This is a genomic window from Loktanella sp. M215 (assembly GCF_021735925.1).
Lineage (GTDB): Bacteria > Pseudomonadota > Alphaproteobacteria > Rhodobacterales > Rhodobacteraceae > Loktanella.
In genome coordinates this window covers 3,411,811-3,426,848 of record NZ_WMEA01000001.1, presented here as the reverse complement: position 1 = coordinate 3,426,848, position 15,038 = coordinate 3,411,811, and the positions used below count along the sequence as shown (strand labels likewise).

Here is a 15,038-nt window from a genome sequence, read left to right as displayed (position 1 = left end):
GCCACCTTCGATAACGGCCAGCGCCTGTAGCGCGTCAAACCACATCGCTAGCCCCCCGCACGATGCGCCAAGCTTCTTTGCGTGCCGCACCCCGCACCACTGTTCCGGGGTCCAGCGGCACGAGCCAACCGTTCCGTTCAAGCATTGTTAGCGCTGCTTTCGCCTTTGGGTTTTCACGTAGTGCACGGATCGGTGCCCTCTGCATCACATCGCGCAACAGCACCTCGCGTTCGGCCCAGCCTTCCAACAGCCACTTGCGGAGCGCCTCGGCCCTATCGATTTCTGCCGAAACGGTTGAGGCGTCGGCCAAGCGCACGGCCTCTGCCAGATAGTATTGCGCCAAGGTGATAGCGTCGGCCATATCGCGGGCGGTGACGGCGGGTGCGGTCAGGTCGCGCCACAAGGTCAGCACACCAGCGATGCGTGCCGCTTGCTCCGCCGCCTTGGACGCGGTGCCGGTGACGCTTTCCAAGTCGCCGCCGGGTGCCTGTTGCACCTCGATAGCATCCGCAAACCGAATCAACAGCGCTCGCGCCTCCGGTGCCAGTGGCAAGTGCCGGGGTTCCAGTGCGCGGGTGTCAGGTTCTATCGGCAGAGGGCTTTCAAGTATGGCCCGCATCCGGTCGGAAAAAGCCGCCAAGGCGTCATCGTTGCGCCTTGCGTTGGCGTGCAAGCGCAGGCCGATGGTGCTGGCAGGTTCGCACAGCAGGAAGCGGGGCAGAAACCCGGTGTCAGCCGCCATCGGGTCGGACATGAACGCACGTGCCACGCCGGGTTGCACCATCAAGTGCGCTGCCAGCCGTCGACCGTAGAGCGTGAAAGAGCCTTCGCCTTGCCGGGTGCGTCGGATCGGGTTGCCTTGCCAAAGGTCATTCAGCGCGGCCAGCGTCTTTTGCTTGTTTTCACTGTTCATGGCGTGCCCGCCCAGAAACTGCCCCGCTTCATCTGAAAAGATGCCCAGCGACGGGTGCCCCTCGGCAAACTTGCGTGTCAGCCCTTCATAGGTCGGTTCGTTCACCGTGCGATCAGGCGACGGAGGCGGTGCAGGTTCTTTGCCCAGCGCTTCCAGATCGGCCCGCGCCGCCGTGCGTTTGTCCGGTTTCTTAGCGTCGGCCAAGATCCGGTCACGGTCGCCCTTCCACAGTGCGTGCGCGTTCTGCCAGCTTTCCATTTCGTCGCGCTGGGCGTGCGCCTGTTCCTTTTCATGGTCGCGCAGTGCCGCCAGAAACGGATCATAGCAGCACGACTTGCGTTCACCGGATCTGGCGACGGTCAGGCAATAGAGCGACAAGGGGCGCACGCCGCCCAATGTCTCCACATCTGCAAAGCCCTGCACCGCCAATGACGCCGCCGCCAAGGCCGATTGCGCCGGGATTGCAGCCGGTGCCAGTGTCGTGCCCTGCACCGCCTCCACAGCCGCCTGTAGCGGCCCCAGTGCTGTCAGCGGATAGGGTGCGCCTGCTTTGATTTCACGCAACAGCGGTTGCGGCCCTTCGGGAGCGTAGGGGATTTCTTGAGCGTGCGCGTTCATGCTGCCACCGCCTTTCCTGTCAAAATGTCATTCCAGTCGCGGCCATCGGGGGCAGGTAGCAGTGACACTTGCCACCCCAGCCCGTGCGCCCGGTCGGCCAGCGCGTGCGCGGCCTGCCGCCCCGCGTCATCGCCGTCCGGGGCGATTGTCAGCCGTCCCGGTTGTGGGGGCAGGTGCAGCCCTCGGATGCCCGATGTTGAAAGCGCAGCCCATATCGTTGCAGTGGTGCGCAGCAGGCCAGACGCCAGCGACAAGGCGGTCTCAATGCCCTCGGCCACCACCAGCGGCCCTTCGCCCTGTGTCAGCCGCACAGCGCCGCCACCAACGCGCCCCAGCATCGCCTTGGACGGCTCCACCTCGGCTTTGCCGCTGCCGTCATCGCGCAGGTAGGTGCGGTGCACTGCAAAGGCTTCGCTGCCCTCGGCCATCGCCACCAGCGCGGGAAAGCGCCGTGCCGTTGCGTGCCAGCAGGACGGCACAAAGCGCAGCGTGTCGGGAAGGGGGCAGGTGATGCCCCGCCCCCTCAGATAAGTTTCGGCCAGGGTGCCTTCTATCGGCGCAGCTTCCAGCCAAAGGCGCAAGGCTTGCGCGGCCCGCTTGTCGGTCTCGGCCCGTTCCTCGGCCATACGCCTTGCAATCAAGGCGGGGTCAGGCGCGTGATAGGTGCCGTGGGCAATGCCCGCCGCCGCCGTGATTTCGCGGAAGGCGCAGCCTCCTTTGAAACAACGCGCCAGTAAGATGCCGCCCGTGCCATTGGACAGTGAAAGCCCGCGCTGGTCTTTTCGTCCTTGGGGCTGGCAGACGGGACATGGTGCCACGCCATAGCTTCCATGCCACTTGCCGCGCAGTGCCGCCGTCAATTCCTTTGCATCTGTCATCGGTGACACTCCCCATAATGAAGCGCGGCCACCACAGCCGCTTGTGCGTAGGTCAGGCCAAATCGGACGCGCAGACGCGCTATCTGTTGTTCCCTCATGGCTTGGCCCTCCGCACGTCGCATCGCAGCACGTAGCGGCCATGCGTGCCCGGATATGGCCCGTGGTGTTGTTCGTGCAGCGTCTCGATGTCCAGACCGGCTTCGCGCAGATCAAAGATGTATGCGCTCCATCGGGGTGCCGGTTCTGTCATCGGGGTGCATCCGGTCGCGCCAGCCTCGCACAGCCGTTCCAATGCCCAGCGCACGCGGCCCTTGGCAAAGAATGCAAACGGCTCCCCTGCGCTGGGCGTGACACGGTAGAGCGTGCCGCCGTTGTGGCGTTGGCCTTTGGGGTGTGCTATGTTTTGGGTGTCCGCCGCAGTCGCATAGCGGTTATCCAGCCCCGGTTGCGCCTGACCTCGCACCGGGGTTTCGTTTTGTCCGCCGCCCATATTAAGCGGCCTTCGTTTCGCGGGCTTCGAGCCAAGCGGTCACGTCGCTTTCGCGCCACGCCACCAGCCTCGCGCCCAGCTTCACCGGCTGGGGAAAGTCGCCCCGCTTCATCCAGTCGTAAATAGTGCTGCGGGAAAGCCCGGTGCGCGCTTCTACGCTGGGGCGTCTGAGTAAATTGTCGGCCATCGCCGTTCCTTTCGGTTGCAGTAGTTGCAACACGGAAGGTGGCGGAATTGGGGATTTAAAGGACCGGTAAAAAATTGACTTAATATCGGCATATTGTGCCGGACGTTTTAGCGCTTGATTGCACCGCGTTTAAGCTTGCGAACATACCAATCTAACAATGAAACGTAAGCGGCATGCTCTGGCAAGCGGCCATGCTCATGAAGCCACCTGTGGTAACGCTGGACCGCATCCGAGGGCTCCTTTTTGGCTTTTCCCCTCCGCACCCGGCTAGGCTTATTCGCATGGTCGTAATGGTCAAGAATCGCGTCGACAGTAAGGTTATCTCGCTCCGCGATGTACTCTGCGACCTTTGAGCGATAACCATGCTTTGACGCACCAGCAGCCACAATCTGCCTCATCATGTATCGATAGAGATGCACGGCGTTATCAAGGTCACGTCGACGAAAATCGGCCTCAGTATTCCCGAGGTACGGCAACCGTTTAATTTTCCGGCTTGGCTGTACTAGTTCGCCGCATATCAGCGCTGCGAGTGCTTCGCGCTCTAAATCAAAAATCTCAACGCCACTTCGAATGCGCTGGGCTAAAGGCTCTGGGTTGCCGCAAGCGGCCTCATACACCTCGTCCGGCTCTCTAAGGGTAAGTCCGAGATAGGCAAGGTCCATCAAACGCCTCCCAGCTTCACCACATTATTCGCCGGGTTTGAATCGCCACTCAGAAACGATACCCAGCTTGCCAACATCGCCCGCCGTCGCTCCACGTAGTCAGTGCGCCGGTATGCCCGCTCCACTTCTGTCCCGACGTTGTGCGCTAATGCCATTTCAGCCATGTCGCGTTCATATCCCCGCTCCGCTGCCCAGTCACGAAAGGTAGAGCGTAGCCCGTGCGGCACGGCTGGACGCTTGGACCGACTATCAAGCCATCCCGCGCCGCCCGCCTTCACCTCGGCTTCATTCATGCGCCGCATGACTGCGGATATGGTCATGTCAGACATTGCGCCGCCACGGGGCGCGGGAAAAACGAGTTCGTCGTCGCCGGGTTTTTGCCAGTCGTCGCCATCGCCAGTCCCGCCGATAGAAAGCAACAGCGCCACGGCCCCCGGTGTCAGGGGCACGCGGTGTTCACGCTCGGCCTTCATGCGGTCAGCCGGGATTGTCCATGTCGCACTTGTCGCACGTGTCGCACCGTGACCACCGCCCAAATCCACTTCGCCCCATGTCATCCCGCGCACCTCGCCAGAGCGTGCCGCGCACATAGTCAGAAACTCCAAGGCCCGCGCTGCCATGCCTTCACGCTTGGACAGTTCCTGCCACCAGCGGGGCACGTCGCCCAGCGCCAAGGCGGGATGATTGCCGCCCTTCGTCACCTTGGAAGGCTTCGGCAACAGTTCTGCCAGATTGCCGCCCCAGCGTGCCGGGTTATCGCCCGTCCGGTGTCCCGCCACCGTCGCCCATGACAGGACGGCTTCAATCCGTCCGCGCAGGCGGGAAGCCGTTTCAGTTTTCGTTGTCCAGATCGGTTCCAACACGCGCAGCACGTCGCGAACTTCGATAGCCTCAACCTGCATCTTGCCGATTTTGGGTGCCGCGTAGGTGTTGAGGGTGGCCCGCCATTGTTTGCGGTGCTTGTCATTGCGAAACTCTGCCAGCTTGCCTTCCAGATAGCGTTCCACGGCTTCGGCAAACGTCAGGGTGCCACGTGCCGCCCGCTTTTCGGCCAAGGGGTCGCCACCAGCCCGCGCAAGTCGCTTGTTATCGGTCGCCTTATCCCGCGCCTCGGCCAGCGTGACCAGCGGGGGGCTTCCCAATCCCAATTCGCGTCGTTTGCCCCGTATCGTGACGCGCTGCACCCAAAACCGGGAACCGTTTGGATCAACGCGCAAGAAAAGGCCGGTGCCACCGCCGTCGTGATACTTGCCCGGTTCCTGCACCGTGCGCACCATTGCCGCCGACAAAGCGTTGCTCGCCCTCCGTGTCGTCGCATCTGCCATGTCGCTTCCCCCAATCCTTCCCCCTAAAAGTGGGGGAAGCGAGCGGACATTGCAAGACGCTCTCGGACGCTAAGCGCTAAATATATAACGCAGGAAAAGGCTTGACGGACATTGCGGGACGTGGTCGGAATCTATGGTGGCGGACTGAGCCTCCGCCAAGTGGCTTTGATTTTGCTGATTAATCTGGCGATATTGTGCTGATGCCCAACATCCTACCCCACATAAAAGAAACGCTTGATTTGGTTGCAGAGCCAGAATCGCGCCACAAAGCATCGGCAGAAACGACAAGTTTTGTAGAGCGCGCAGTGCCGAAGGACCGCAAGCGACTTTCTTCTTTAACTCATGTTGCTTGCCCAAATTTAGCTTTCGTCAGGTCAGCAGGGGACCAAGCGCATATTTCCAAAACTGTGGATGCGCGCTTTTCGTGTATGGTACGACACCCTTTCCAGCGCCACTCAATTGGTCGGCTTGCAGGTTAGAGACATTGCGCCAGCTGCAGCCAGCAGGGGCGTGGCATTAATCGCCAGATCAAAGACAGACCAGAACGGCGCTGGCATGTATCGACTTTTGACTCCCGACACGCTGGTCCGCGTCCGGGCTTGGATCGCGGCGGCGCGACTCGATGCTGAAAGCCCGCTGTTCGTCCGACTGGGCAATCGCGCTACAAAAGACGCCCTGTCCCCCGACGAGGTGTCTCGGATCTACAATCGGCGGGTCGGTGTCGGGTTCTCGGCTCACTCAACCCGCGTGGGCAATGCTGTCGAGCAAAACGAAAGCGGGGTTCCCATGCCCCAGATTATGCAATCGAGCGGATGGAAAAGACCCGGCATGAGCGGGCGCTATACAAAGGAAACGGGCGCCACACGCTGCGGGTCGGCTGCGTTGGGCCGATTGCAGGGACGCGCCTAAGCCCGTTGCCACAGCACCTCCGGCCCGTCATGGTTGAGCGTATCAAATTAAGGATTCTGATATGCTGAAAGCCATTTTCGCCGCGATGTTTCTGACCGGCCTTGCGAGCCCTGCGCTGGCAGTCTGCCCCTATGATTACAACTGCCTGGACAACCCCTATGGCGCAGGTAGCCCCTACAAATCAGATGGCTTGATGAACCCTAACAGTTCGCAGGGAAGCCAATACAGCAACAACTCTTGGACAAACCCCAATGCGACCAACGCGCCCTCGATCTATGATCAGAGCGGAAATTATCAGGGCCGTCTAAGTGCCAACCCTTATGCTGCCGATTCCACCAGCAACCCATACGGGCGCTATGGCAGTCAGTATTCCCCGGACAGCATCAACAACCCTTACAACACCGGCACCTTTTATGTGGTCCCCAGCCAATAGCCTCCCGCGCGTACTGCGCAGCAAAATCCCAGATCAGGGATTTCGCTGCATTGAGTGAAACGCGCCCGTGCTACATGATCGGGCATGACGCAGCTAACCGACATAGCGGGCCAGTTTCTAAGCCTTTAATGCTCCTGCGGTCACGCGGCGATGCTGTCTGTAGATCACCTGTTGAATCAGGGACGCGGGCAATCGACCTTTGCGCAGATCGTGGCCGGTGCGCGTTGCCGGTCCTGCGGCTGCAAGGGACAAGTGATCTTTCCGCGCATCGTCTATGCCAACCCGGCGCATGTTGCGGTGATCGCGGCCTTAGAGGTTAGCCCCATAGGCCATGATCGCCAGCATCGCGCAAAACACTAAAGCAAAAACGAGCCAAGGCTTTTCCGCCTTTCGCGCTAGTAGCCAGCCGATTAACGCAGCGGGCGCTGCAAGCCCCGCGTAAGAGATGAGATTTAGGGCAGCGCCTTCCATTATTTCAGATCCTCAATCTCGGCCTCGATCGCGGCCCGGTGCGCCTCTAGGGCTTCCCTGATAACCGCGCTGGCAGATCGGCGGGCAGGTGCTGGTGGTTCGGCTGGAACGGCCTGCCCCGCCTTCAATGCGGCCTTGCGCCTTTTGACAATTTCCCGGCGTTCCACCCGGTCACGCTTCACCCGCGCCTCTGCCAGATCGCGGCACAGTTCGACCAGTTCCAAGGGCAGAAAGTAGCTGACGGTTTCCATGTCGCTGCCATCGTCCAGGGGGGCAGCTGGGGCGGCTTTGCGGGTTAGCGCCCCGGCCACCTTTGCGGCCTCTGTCGCGGCGGCGGTGTGGTCTGTGGGCTTTGCCACGTTTCCCGAAAGTGATGGTCGCTTTACCATCAGTCAGATTCCTTAACTAGCGCTTGAGAATAAGTGATTGTGTTGTCCGCAGGAGAAATGCCCCCGGGGGAATGTAAAGTTGAAATGCCCCCCCTGCAATTTCCATCCGGCGTCAAGATATCCTTCGACCATTTCCACAAGTTCGTTTGCATTTTGGGTGGTGATTAATTGATAGTTCATTATCAGATCTTCCCTGCCAGTCGTTTGATGACACTTGCCAGCGCCTTAATCTCGGCATGACCAGCGCTGCCCTTGGCGTAGTCGCCAATCCATTGCCCCGCGCTAAAGGCGTCTGCATGGGCGATGCGCTGTGATATGCCGGGGCCAACGGGTTCGCCGTAGTCGTGCAAGATCGCCTCAATCTCGGCCCCTGCGGCGGTGCGACGGTCTACTTTGGACGGCACCAGCAGAGCGTAGGGCTTGCCTGTGCCGCGCTGGGCGCGGGCTTGGCCTATCAGGTCAACCGCGCGGTTCGTGGCCCTTAGATCGGCCCCGGATGGGCTGACAGGCACCACGGCCAAGTCACAGATTGCCAGCGCAGCGGCTGTTGCGTCCCCCAGCATCGGCGGCAAGTCGATCACAAGAAACTTGCGCCCTTCGGCCTCTGCCAGAGCGGCGGCAATCCACGCTTTCACATTGTCGCCTGTCAGCGGGCTTTCGATCACGGGAAAGGGCAGGTTACCCGCCTCGGCCCATGCGGTTGCAGTCGCTTGCGGATCGGCGTCGATCACGGCCACGCTCGGGGCCAACACCCCGGCTACGTTGACGGCTAGGGTCGATTTCCCGACCCCGCCTTTCAAGTTCGCCAGTGCGATGATTGCCATTTGCCGCCCTCTTTTTCCGTTATCTGTAACGGATAGCGTAGGCAGGCTGTCAACAGTTATTGGGACTAGGCTTGCTGGTTGCTGGCAGGCGTATGGTAACTGCGTCGTATGTGATGGTGGCCCCAAGGCTTTCCATCACGGCCACGGCGCGGTCGTCTCGTCATGGTCATGGTCATGGTCATGGTCATGGTCATGGTCATATCCTAGCTTGCAGCATTATGCTGCCGTTGCGCGGAAAATACACCTATCCATGCTGTTCAGTTTTTCCGAGCCACCTCTGATAGAATCCTTGCGTGAGTGTGGGTTTTAGTCAATACTATTATATTAATAGTATAATCAGTAAGTTATTCCTAAACCGCTATTATTGATAAGGATCTGATTGTGACAAAATACTACGTTCAGTATTCAATATATGACTGGAATGATGAAAATCCGATTCCGACAGAATATACCTCATTGGGCGGCGTTCAGGTAAAATCGCAATTTAGCAGTACAACATACTATAATGGCGACTATTCTGGACCTATTGGATATAACTACGTCCGGTTATTAGGAATTACACCAGTAGGTGAATTAGTTACGAATTCAGAATTTGGGTTTTCTAATGAAAATGTAGGCACCACTTACTATTCATATAATACGATTGAGATAAGCGATGGAGCCGAAATCGACCCGGCGTATTTGATAACAAAAACAGATGTAATTTCGAGCGGAAATCTAGGTTTTGAATGGTCTTTGAATTCGGGTGAAGCGACGGTAAGTTGGGCTGACCTTTCGGCTAGTGCCTCGCCGAATTTTGATCTTCGGGATGCCATCTCTTATGTAGTAGACTATGCCAGCAATCGTCTGGGCTATGATTTCCGACCTCTATATGAGACCTTTGATCGGGTCTTAGGTGTAAAAGTTGCCCTTGACGAAGTTATGCGAAATTCATTTACGCTTCTGGAAGACGGAATCGCGAACTTTGAAACAATGTCCGCTAAGGAATTTTCGGCTCGTGCCGATGCGCTACTTGAGGATAGTTATCAGACTTTTGTCAATGAGCTAAGTCGACAATCCGAGATTGCAGGTGATGCGATTGATTTACTTCAAGAGACCAATATCCTTTCGGGCGGAGAAAATATTGATATCACGTTGAGAGCCAGTGCCCCAATTCTTGGAGGGGTTGCGATTTTAGGCGTCGATGTTCGCGGATTTCATGGAAGTGATGTCAGAGATTTAGTCTTGGCTCGTGCACATTCTGGACAATTAAGTGAAAATACTATGCGAGTTTACAGTCTTGGTGATGGTAACGACGTATTTGCCGGATCTGACAATGCCCGCGAAAAATTGATAGGAGGAGAGGGTGACGATGATGCTTACATGGGTGGCGGAAGTGATGTTGCTCTCGGCGGACTCGGAAATGACAAGCTTGAAGGTGGTGATGGCAACGACGTCCTTAGGGGTGGTAGCGGACGCGATACATTGCTTGGCGGTGGCGGACGCGATCTGATATTAGGTGGATCTGGGAATGACCGTTTAGAAGGGTCGCAGGGCAAAGATGTACTAAAGGGCGGTGGCGGACGCGATAATTTGCTTGGCGGTGGCGGACGCGATAATTTGCTTGGCGGCGGCGGCAATGATAAGCTAAATGGCGGACCGAACAAGGATATCTTGACAGGGGGCGGCGGTGCCGATGATTTCATCTTTAATGATGGGCATACTACAAAGTCGAATTTTGACATTATAAAAGACTTTTCTGGAAATGACGATTTGGACCTTCGCCAAATGGATGCAAACACGAACACGAGCCGCAACGACGCTTTCTCTTTCAATGGGCAAGTAGCAGCTCCACATTCAGTGTGGTACTATAATAGTGGTGACAGCTTAATTATTTTGGGAGATTCGGATGGTGACGGGATTGCTGATTTTAAATTAAGATTACTGCATGTTCATGAGTTGGGTGTTGACAATTTTTTACTTTAAAATAGCAGCTGCTGCACGCCAGTGAACGGCTGCCTTTTTAGTTTGGATTTTTGCGAGTTTCAATTTCTCGAGTGAGCCTGTCGCGAGCTTTAATTACATTTAAGGCTGTCTTCCACACAGGACAATCGCGTTTTGCATCAAGCTTCTTGTAGCCCATTGAGAACGCTGCATAAGAATGCCTCGTCCCAACCAGCCCGCGCCAAGTCGGCATCGCTCTACAGGCAGAACTCTACGAATATTTCGGATCAATAGGCTTCGATCTCAAACCACGATTTCCGAAGAATGATCCCCGTCCTGATCGCTTGGAGACTGACGCCTATAAGGCGGCAATGGACGCGGCCTTGGAAAACAGAGCAGGAGAGTTGCAGCATCAACTGGATGCAACAGCTGAACGCCCAGAGGACATGTCAGAACCCGAAGAAGGCCATAGCGGTGGCCCCGGCATCTAAGGGTTAGGGCGCTGCCTTCGGAGGGCATAGACCGGCTGAAAAAAAAAGCGATTACCCCCTACGCAGGGGAGGGACACACACCATGAAAGCAATGATGATTATGGCGGGGTTAGCGGCGGGACCTGTTGCGGCACAAGACGCAATGGATGCCGTCTTTACCAGTCCGTGCAGCAATGAAGAACCTGCAGAAGGCTCTTCCGAATGGTCCGCTAAATATGCCTACAACATTGGCCTTGCTGCAGGCATAGCCGGATCCCGAGGGCATAGCCTAGACAGTCCAGAAATGGTTCAAACCATATTGATCGTAAATTCCCAACTTAGTCGGTTATGCGAACTATCTGATGGCGACCTAAGCCAGTTTGAACTGAGCAATGAGCTTATGAAGTTGATCAACGAAGGATTTGAGCTGCCATAAAACGCCTATTCTTTGTCATAACGGGACAGACCAATCACCCTACCAATATATTCTGATAGGATATTAAATAGTGACCCCGATATCCTTTGAAATATGGCAGAGGTGACAGCCTAAGCCATGCCTTTAAGGCCTGACAAAATTGCCTGCGCCGCTATCCGCCGCGCCCGTGCTGCCCGCTTGCGGCATCCCTCGCAGCAGTACTGCGCATCGGCCCTGCGCCACACCGGCAGATCATCATTACACCACACGCAGCGCCACGTCCGGGCCTTCAGCCGCTTAGCTATAGTGGCAACGCGCACGGCGCGGTGGCCAGCCTTTCCAGTCCAAAAGTACCTCTCAAAATAGATCGAGAAGCCTCCGTTTGTGCAATCCTCGATCCATATGGCTTGCGGGTCAGGTCCAGGCACGGTTTGAAATCCTTTGATTAAATCGGGATCCACAGACGGGCTATCCCATTGGCGTTGCATGTCGGCTGTTAACTAACTGGTCCGTCGATACCATGAATTTCCATGTGCAGATCACGCGCCGCCTGTGGTCGGGCCTGCCGAAAAGCCCCGCGTCCTTATGTGCGGGCGAAGGTGGTGCAGGGAGGCGTTGCGGTTGCACATCTCGGCCATGTCAGCGGGTGCGCCGGGGGTGTAGATGTGGCGCAGGCTGTATGTGCCGCGCACGTCCGGGTCCAACCCTACGGCAAGGTAAGGGTGTGCGCCTTTCAGATCCGCTCCCTTGCGCGGGAAAGCCTCGGCCTCGGCAAGGGTCAACCGCATTACCTGGGGTTCACCCCCGTTCTGCAATAGCCGGTGGAAGGCCCGTTGCAGCGCCGCTACCGCCTTGGGGTGGTCAACAGGGGTAAGCTGACCATCCGGGCCATAGTCGGTGCAGACGCGGGCGAACAAGGCGGCGGTCTTTGCTGCTGTCGCCTTCACCTTGCGGCGTTCCTGTCTGGTCATGGTCTGGCCCTTTCATAATGGGGCAAATAGGCGGTCTGACTGTCAGCATTGGTCAACACCCGCGCGGCCTGTTGCTGGCGATAGGTGGCCCATCTGGCCCGCTGTGCGGCGGCGATCTTGGCCTTGCCTTCATCAGTGCGGGGTCCGGTCGATTTACCGCCGTGAAACTTGCAGCGGTTACGGCCCGGTTCGGATTTCAGACGGCACGGCTGGCCCTTGCGGGTGCGGGCTGCGCAGATCACGCGGCGGGTGGCGTTGTAGTGTGCGATCCGTTCGGCAACGCGAGCATTGCAACGATCGAGGGATGCTTGTTCCAGACCTTGCCACGGTAAGACCCCATCCCCCCGCGCGCGCGTATGGGTCCGATAATCCGGCAACGGGTGGCCCATCGCTTGCAGCATCTTTGCGGGTATGCCCCAACGGACGGCATGACGGGGCAACAGACCCTTGCATTCCCAATAGCTGACACTGTGCCGGGTGCAGCCGATCTTCGTCCCCATGTCGGCCTGATTGATCCCTGCGGCGCGGCGTAGCGCCTGCAACTCTGCTCCGGTCATGTCTCCACCCAAGTGTTCGCCACCTGACATAAAATTCCCCTCGGAAGCAGGATATAGAACACCGACCCTTATTCCCGCGCGAAACCGTCAGATGACGGCCCTGAGCCCCTTACTTGCCCTCTGGCAAGGTTGCGAAGTATTTGCTGCCAAATTCTTTGACCGTGTCCAAAATCAGAGTGTTTGAGTTCTCTGTACGCAAAAATGGTCTGTCAAATCCTAACAGTTCAACGTAGGCGCGACCGTCTTTCCAGTCTACCCAGCCTTCCAAAGAGACTTTAACATTTCCATAACAAGCCCCGTTTTGCATTCGCTCCGACAAGACTTCCACTGCAAGGTAAGTTCTTGCAGCATGAGGTGCCCCCCGAAAACTGGACACTGACGTAAGCTCCGATTTGCTGTCTGTTGATCTTCACCACGAAGGAGATCGAAGATGTCGAAACGAAAGCAGCACGCCCCTGAGTTCAAGGCGAAGGTGGCGCTTGAGGCGCTGAAAGGTGAGGCGACGGTGTCGGAGCTGGCGAGCCGGTTCGGCGTGCATCCGACGATGATCAACCAATGGAAACGTGCGCTGCTGGATGGCGCGTCCGGTGTCTTTGAACGCGGCGGCCGCAAGACGCCGGTCATCGATGAAGACCAGGTCAGGGATCTGCATGCCAAGATCGGGGGAGCTGGCGGTGGCCAACTCTTTTTGGAAAGAAAGCTCAAACCTTGGGGCGGGAAGTGAGGCGCAGCATGGTCGAGCGCGACCATCCGGACCTGTCGATTGGCCAGCAGTGCGCGCTGCTACAGGTTTCTCGGTCGTCGTTTTACTATACGCCGCAGGGTGAGACGGAGCAGAACCTCGCGCTGATGCGGCTGATCGACGTGCAATTCCTGGAGACGCCCTTCTTCGGCGTGCGCCAGATGACGTGGCACCTGCGCAACGAGGGACACGCGGTGAACGAAAAGCGCATCCGTCGGCTTATGCGCCTGATTGGTTTGATTCCAATCTACCAGAAACCCAACACCAGCAAGCCGGCGAAGGGGCACAAGACCTATCCCTACCTCTTGCGCGGGCTGCGCGTAGAGCGGCCCAATCAGGTTTGGTGCGTGGACATCACCTACCTGCCGATGCGCAGAGGGTTTCTCTATCTGGTGGCGATCATGGACTGGCACACCCGAAGGGTTCTGGCCCGGCGGATCTCGAACACGCTGGACGCCGACTTCTGCGTCGACGCGCTGAACGAGGCAATCTATCGGTTCGGGCCACCTGACATCATGAACAGCGATCAGGGATCGCAGTTCACATCGTTTGCTTGGACAGACCGCCTGCGGCGGTCGGGCGTCCGTATATCGATGGATGGCAAGGGCCGCTACTTGGACAACATCTTCATCGAGCGCCTGTGGCGCACGCTGAAATACGAGTGCGTCTATCTGCATGTCTGGGAGACCGGGTCTCAGGCCCGCGCGGGTGTCCGGACATGGATGGGGTTCTACAATCACCGCCGCCCGCACAAAGCCCTTGGCGGCCAACCACCGGCCGTAGTCTACTCGCTGAAAGTCGAAGCAACGCAACCCGATCAGCAGGAGCAGATCAGAGCTTAGAAAGCGCCAGATCCTGTCCAAGGGAAGGGGAGCACCTCAGGATTCCGCTTTCGTCACTGATGCGGTGCCAGTTTGTCCTTGCCCGCTGTGTTCAGAAGAAGCTGGACGCAATCTATGAAGCTGAAAGTGAAAAGTCTTATCAGTTGAACCTGTTTGGCAATGAAGCTGCTCCAAGCATCAGCTTTGACGATGGTTTCAGGTTCTTTGACGGCATGTTTCAGGGCGTGCGGCTGTATCGCGGGCGGCAACGCTTTTCCAAACACTTCACAGGAAATGATCAAGTCCCGGCGTTCGATGGGAAGGGCGAAAACGGCAGTGAAGGTGAAGAGCTGCAATGTGCCATTGTCTTGGACAGTATCCCCGATGTGAAACACTGGATTCGAAATGTCCCTAAGCATCACAATGCATTCTCTCTGCCACGGGCAGGTGGCTTTCATTATCCTGACTTCGTGGCGGAGCTGCACGACCGACGGGCACTGGTGGTCGAGTATAAGGGGCAGCGCGGCAAGTCAGACCCGAAGGAGATTGAAAGCCGGAACATTGGCAAGAAGTGGCAAGCGGTGTCAGGCGGAAAGGCGATCTACTGCCGGGTTGAAAAGGAGCTGGATGGCTTGGATATGCGAGAACAGATTCTACGGGCGATCAAGTGAGGTGTGACGAAAAAAATAAGTAAAGGGTGGTATTTTATGTGGTACGATAATCCTATATCTGTATAAAATCTAATAAGAGCAATGCGTTGTATTGTTAGTTCGGGGGACTGATCCTCCGCCATACTAGCATTTCATAGCATTTCATAGCGTTTCACCGGGCCGCCTCTGGCGGCATTTTTTCTTTTTAACATTGATGCTTGGTGCGATTCGCGATTAGTTTTGTTTGTCTTTTATCCGTTCATTGCGTCGTATGAATGGTGGTCCGGATGTGGGCGCTATCTGGCAAATTCACAAGACGCTTGGGAAAAACCTTGGCCCCGGTCGCCACGGCGACGGGTGCGGTCTTTAACTCGTCGTCGATCGGTCCGG

The 15,038-nt window shown here is 57.4% G+C and carries 14 protein-coding genes and 1 pseudogene; 5 read left to right on the top strand and 10 right to left on the bottom strand.

Annotated features, from left to right (window positions below; all coding sequences use genetic code 11):
- Positions 1-34: 34 nt before the first annotated feature.
- From GLR48_RS16835 to GLR48_RS16810, 6 genes are all read right to left on the bottom strand, one after another.
- Positions 35-1,531, bottom strand: a complete 1,497-nt coding sequence (locus GLR48_RS16835) for a YfjI family protein (RefSeq protein WP_272911425.1) — start codon at positions 1,529-1,531, stop codon at positions 35-37.
- Complete coding sequence (locus GLR48_RS16830; RefSeq protein ID WP_237063113.1) at positions 1,528-2,409, bottom strand: DUF7146 domain-containing protein; 882 nt, start codon at positions 2,407-2,409, stop codon at positions 1,528-1,530. The genes GLR48_RS16835 and GLR48_RS16830 overlap by 4 nt, the downstream gene beginning before the upstream one ends.
- Positions 2,410-2,503: 94 nt before the next feature.
- Positions 2,504-2,899, bottom strand: coding sequence for a winged helix domain-containing protein (locus GLR48_RS16825; RefSeq protein ID WP_237063111.1), 396 nt, complete (start codon positions 2,897-2,899; stop codon positions 2,504-2,506).
- Between the two features lies 1 nt (position 2,900).
- Positions 2,901-3,086, bottom strand: coding sequence for a helix-turn-helix transcriptional regulator (locus tag GLR48_RS16820; protein WP_237063109.1), 186 nt, complete (start codon positions 3,084-3,086; stop codon positions 2,901-2,903).
- A 107-nt stretch (positions 3,087-3,193) separates the two neighbouring features.
- Entirely contained in the window at positions 3,194-3,748 is a 555-nt protein-coding gene (locus GLR48_RS16815) for a hypothetical protein (protein WP_237063107.1), read from the bottom strand.
- Positions 3,748-5,073: a tyrosine-type recombinase/integrase gene (locus GLR48_RS16810; protein ID WP_237063105.1), complete on the bottom strand. Its 1,326-nt coding sequence runs from the start codon at positions 5,071-5,073 to the stop codon at positions 3,748-3,750. Before GLR48_RS16810 ends, GLR48_RS16815 begins: the two co-directional genes overlap by 1 nt.
- Before the next feature lie 970 nt (positions 5,074-6,043).
- On the opposite strand from GLR48_RS16810, the gene GLR48_RS16805 reads away from it, so the two are divergent.
- Positions 6,044-6,415, top strand: a complete 372-nt coding sequence (locus GLR48_RS16805; RefSeq protein WP_237063103.1) for a hypothetical protein — start codon at positions 6,044-6,046, stop codon at positions 6,413-6,415.
- A 470-nt stretch (positions 6,416-6,885) separates the two neighbouring features.
- Here GLR48_RS16805 and GLR48_RS16800 read toward each other — a convergent pair whose 3' ends face one another.
- Together GLR48_RS16800 and GLR48_RS16795 are read right to left on the bottom strand one after the other, a co-directional pair.
- Positions 6,886-7,275, bottom strand: coding sequence for a hypothetical protein (locus tag GLR48_RS16800; protein ID WP_237063101.1), 390 nt, complete (start codon positions 7,273-7,275; stop codon positions 6,886-6,888).
- Positions 7,276-7,457: 182 nt separating this feature from the next.
- Positions 7,458-8,099 (bottom strand): ParA family protein, encoded by a 642-nt coding sequence (locus tag GLR48_RS16795; protein ID WP_237063099.1) that lies wholly within the window; start codon positions 8,097-8,099, stop codon positions 7,458-7,460.
- Positions 8,100-8,480: 381 nt separating this feature from the next.
- Here GLR48_RS16795 and GLR48_RS25970 point away from each other — a divergent pair, with 381 nt between their 5' ends.
- Together GLR48_RS25970 and GLR48_RS16785 are read left to right on the top strand one after the other, a co-directional pair.
- Positions 8,481-10,064: a calcium-binding protein gene (locus GLR48_RS25970; protein WP_237063097.1), complete on the top strand. Its 1,584-nt coding sequence runs from the start codon at positions 8,481-8,483 to the stop codon at positions 10,062-10,064.
- A gap of 531 nt (positions 10,065-10,595) precedes the next feature.
- A complete protein-coding gene (locus GLR48_RS16785) occupies positions 10,596-10,928 on the top strand; it encodes a hypothetical protein (protein WP_237063096.1) in 333 nt (110 codons plus the stop codon).
- A 518-nt stretch (positions 10,929-11,446) separates the two neighbouring features.
- On the opposite strand, the gene GLR48_RS16780 is transcribed toward GLR48_RS16785, so the two are convergent.
- Both GLR48_RS16780 and GLR48_RS16775 read right to left on the bottom strand, forming a co-directional pair.
- Positions 11,447-11,878: a hypothetical protein gene (locus GLR48_RS16780; RefSeq protein WP_237063095.1), complete on the bottom strand. Its 432-nt coding sequence runs from the start codon at positions 11,876-11,878 to the stop codon at positions 11,447-11,449.
- A complete protein-coding gene (locus GLR48_RS16775; protein ID WP_237063094.1) occupies positions 11,875-12,465 on the bottom strand; it encodes a helix-turn-helix domain-containing protein in 591 nt (196 codons plus the stop codon). Before GLR48_RS16775 ends, GLR48_RS16780 begins: the two co-directional genes overlap by 4 nt.
- A 400-nt stretch (positions 12,466-12,865) precedes the next feature.
- Between GLR48_RS16775 and GLR48_RS16770 the strand changes: the two are divergent.
- Together GLR48_RS16770 and GLR48_RS16765 are read left to right on the top strand one after the other, a co-directional pair.
- Positions 12,866-14,019 (top strand): annotated as a pseudogene (locus tag GLR48_RS16770) (IS3 family transposase).
- 143 nt (positions 14,020-14,162) lie between these two features.
- A complete protein-coding gene (locus tag GLR48_RS16765) occupies positions 14,163-14,669 on the top strand; it encodes a hypothetical protein (protein ID WP_237063093.1) in 507 nt (168 codons plus the stop codon).
- Positions 14,670-15,038 lie beyond the last annotated feature (369 nt).

Coding starts and splice junctions, on each gene's coding strand:
- GLR48_RS16835 (WP_272911425.1), bottom strand. CDS start 1,531: ATGAACGCGCACGCTCAAGAAATCCCCTACGCTCCCGAAGGGCCGCAA.
- GLR48_RS16780 (WP_237063095.1), bottom strand. CDS start 11,878: ATGACCAGACAGGAACGCCGCAAGGTGAAGGCGACAGCAGCAAAGACC.
- GLR48_RS16830 (WP_237063113.1), bottom strand. CDS start 2,409: ATGACAGATGCAAAGGAATTGACGGCGGCACTGCGCGGCAAGTGGCAT.
- GLR48_RS16800 (WP_237063101.1), bottom strand. CDS start 7,275: ATGGTAAAGCGACCATCACTTTCGGGAAACGTGGCAAAGCCCACAGAC.
- GLR48_RS16775 (WP_237063094.1), bottom strand. CDS start 12,465: ATGTCAGGTGGCGAACACTTGGGTGGAGACATGACCGGAGCAGAGTTG.
- GLR48_RS16795 (WP_237063099.1), bottom strand. CDS start 8,099: ATGGCAATCATCGCACTGGCGAACTTGAAAGGCGGGGTCGGGAAATCG.
- GLR48_RS16785 (WP_237063096.1), top strand. CDS start 10,596: ATGAAAGCAATGATGATTATGGCGGGGTTAGCGGCGGGACCTGTTGCG.
- GLR48_RS16805 (WP_237063103.1), top strand. CDS start 6,044: ATGCTGAAAGCCATTTTCGCCGCGATGTTTCTGACCGGCCTTGCGAGC.
- GLR48_RS16815 (WP_237063107.1), bottom strand. CDS start 3,748: ATGGACCTTGCCTATCTCGGACTTACCCTTAGAGAGCCGGACGAGGTG.
- GLR48_RS16825 (WP_237063111.1), bottom strand. CDS start 2,899: ATGGGCGGCGGACAAAACGAAACCCCGGTGCGAGGTCAGGCGCAACCG.
- GLR48_RS16810 (WP_237063105.1), bottom strand. CDS start 5,073: ATGGCAGATGCGACGACACGGAGGGCGAGCAACGCTTTGTCGGCGGCA.
- GLR48_RS16820 (WP_237063109.1), bottom strand. CDS start 3,086: ATGGCCGACAATTTACTCAGACGCCCCAGCGTAGAAGCGCGCACCGGG.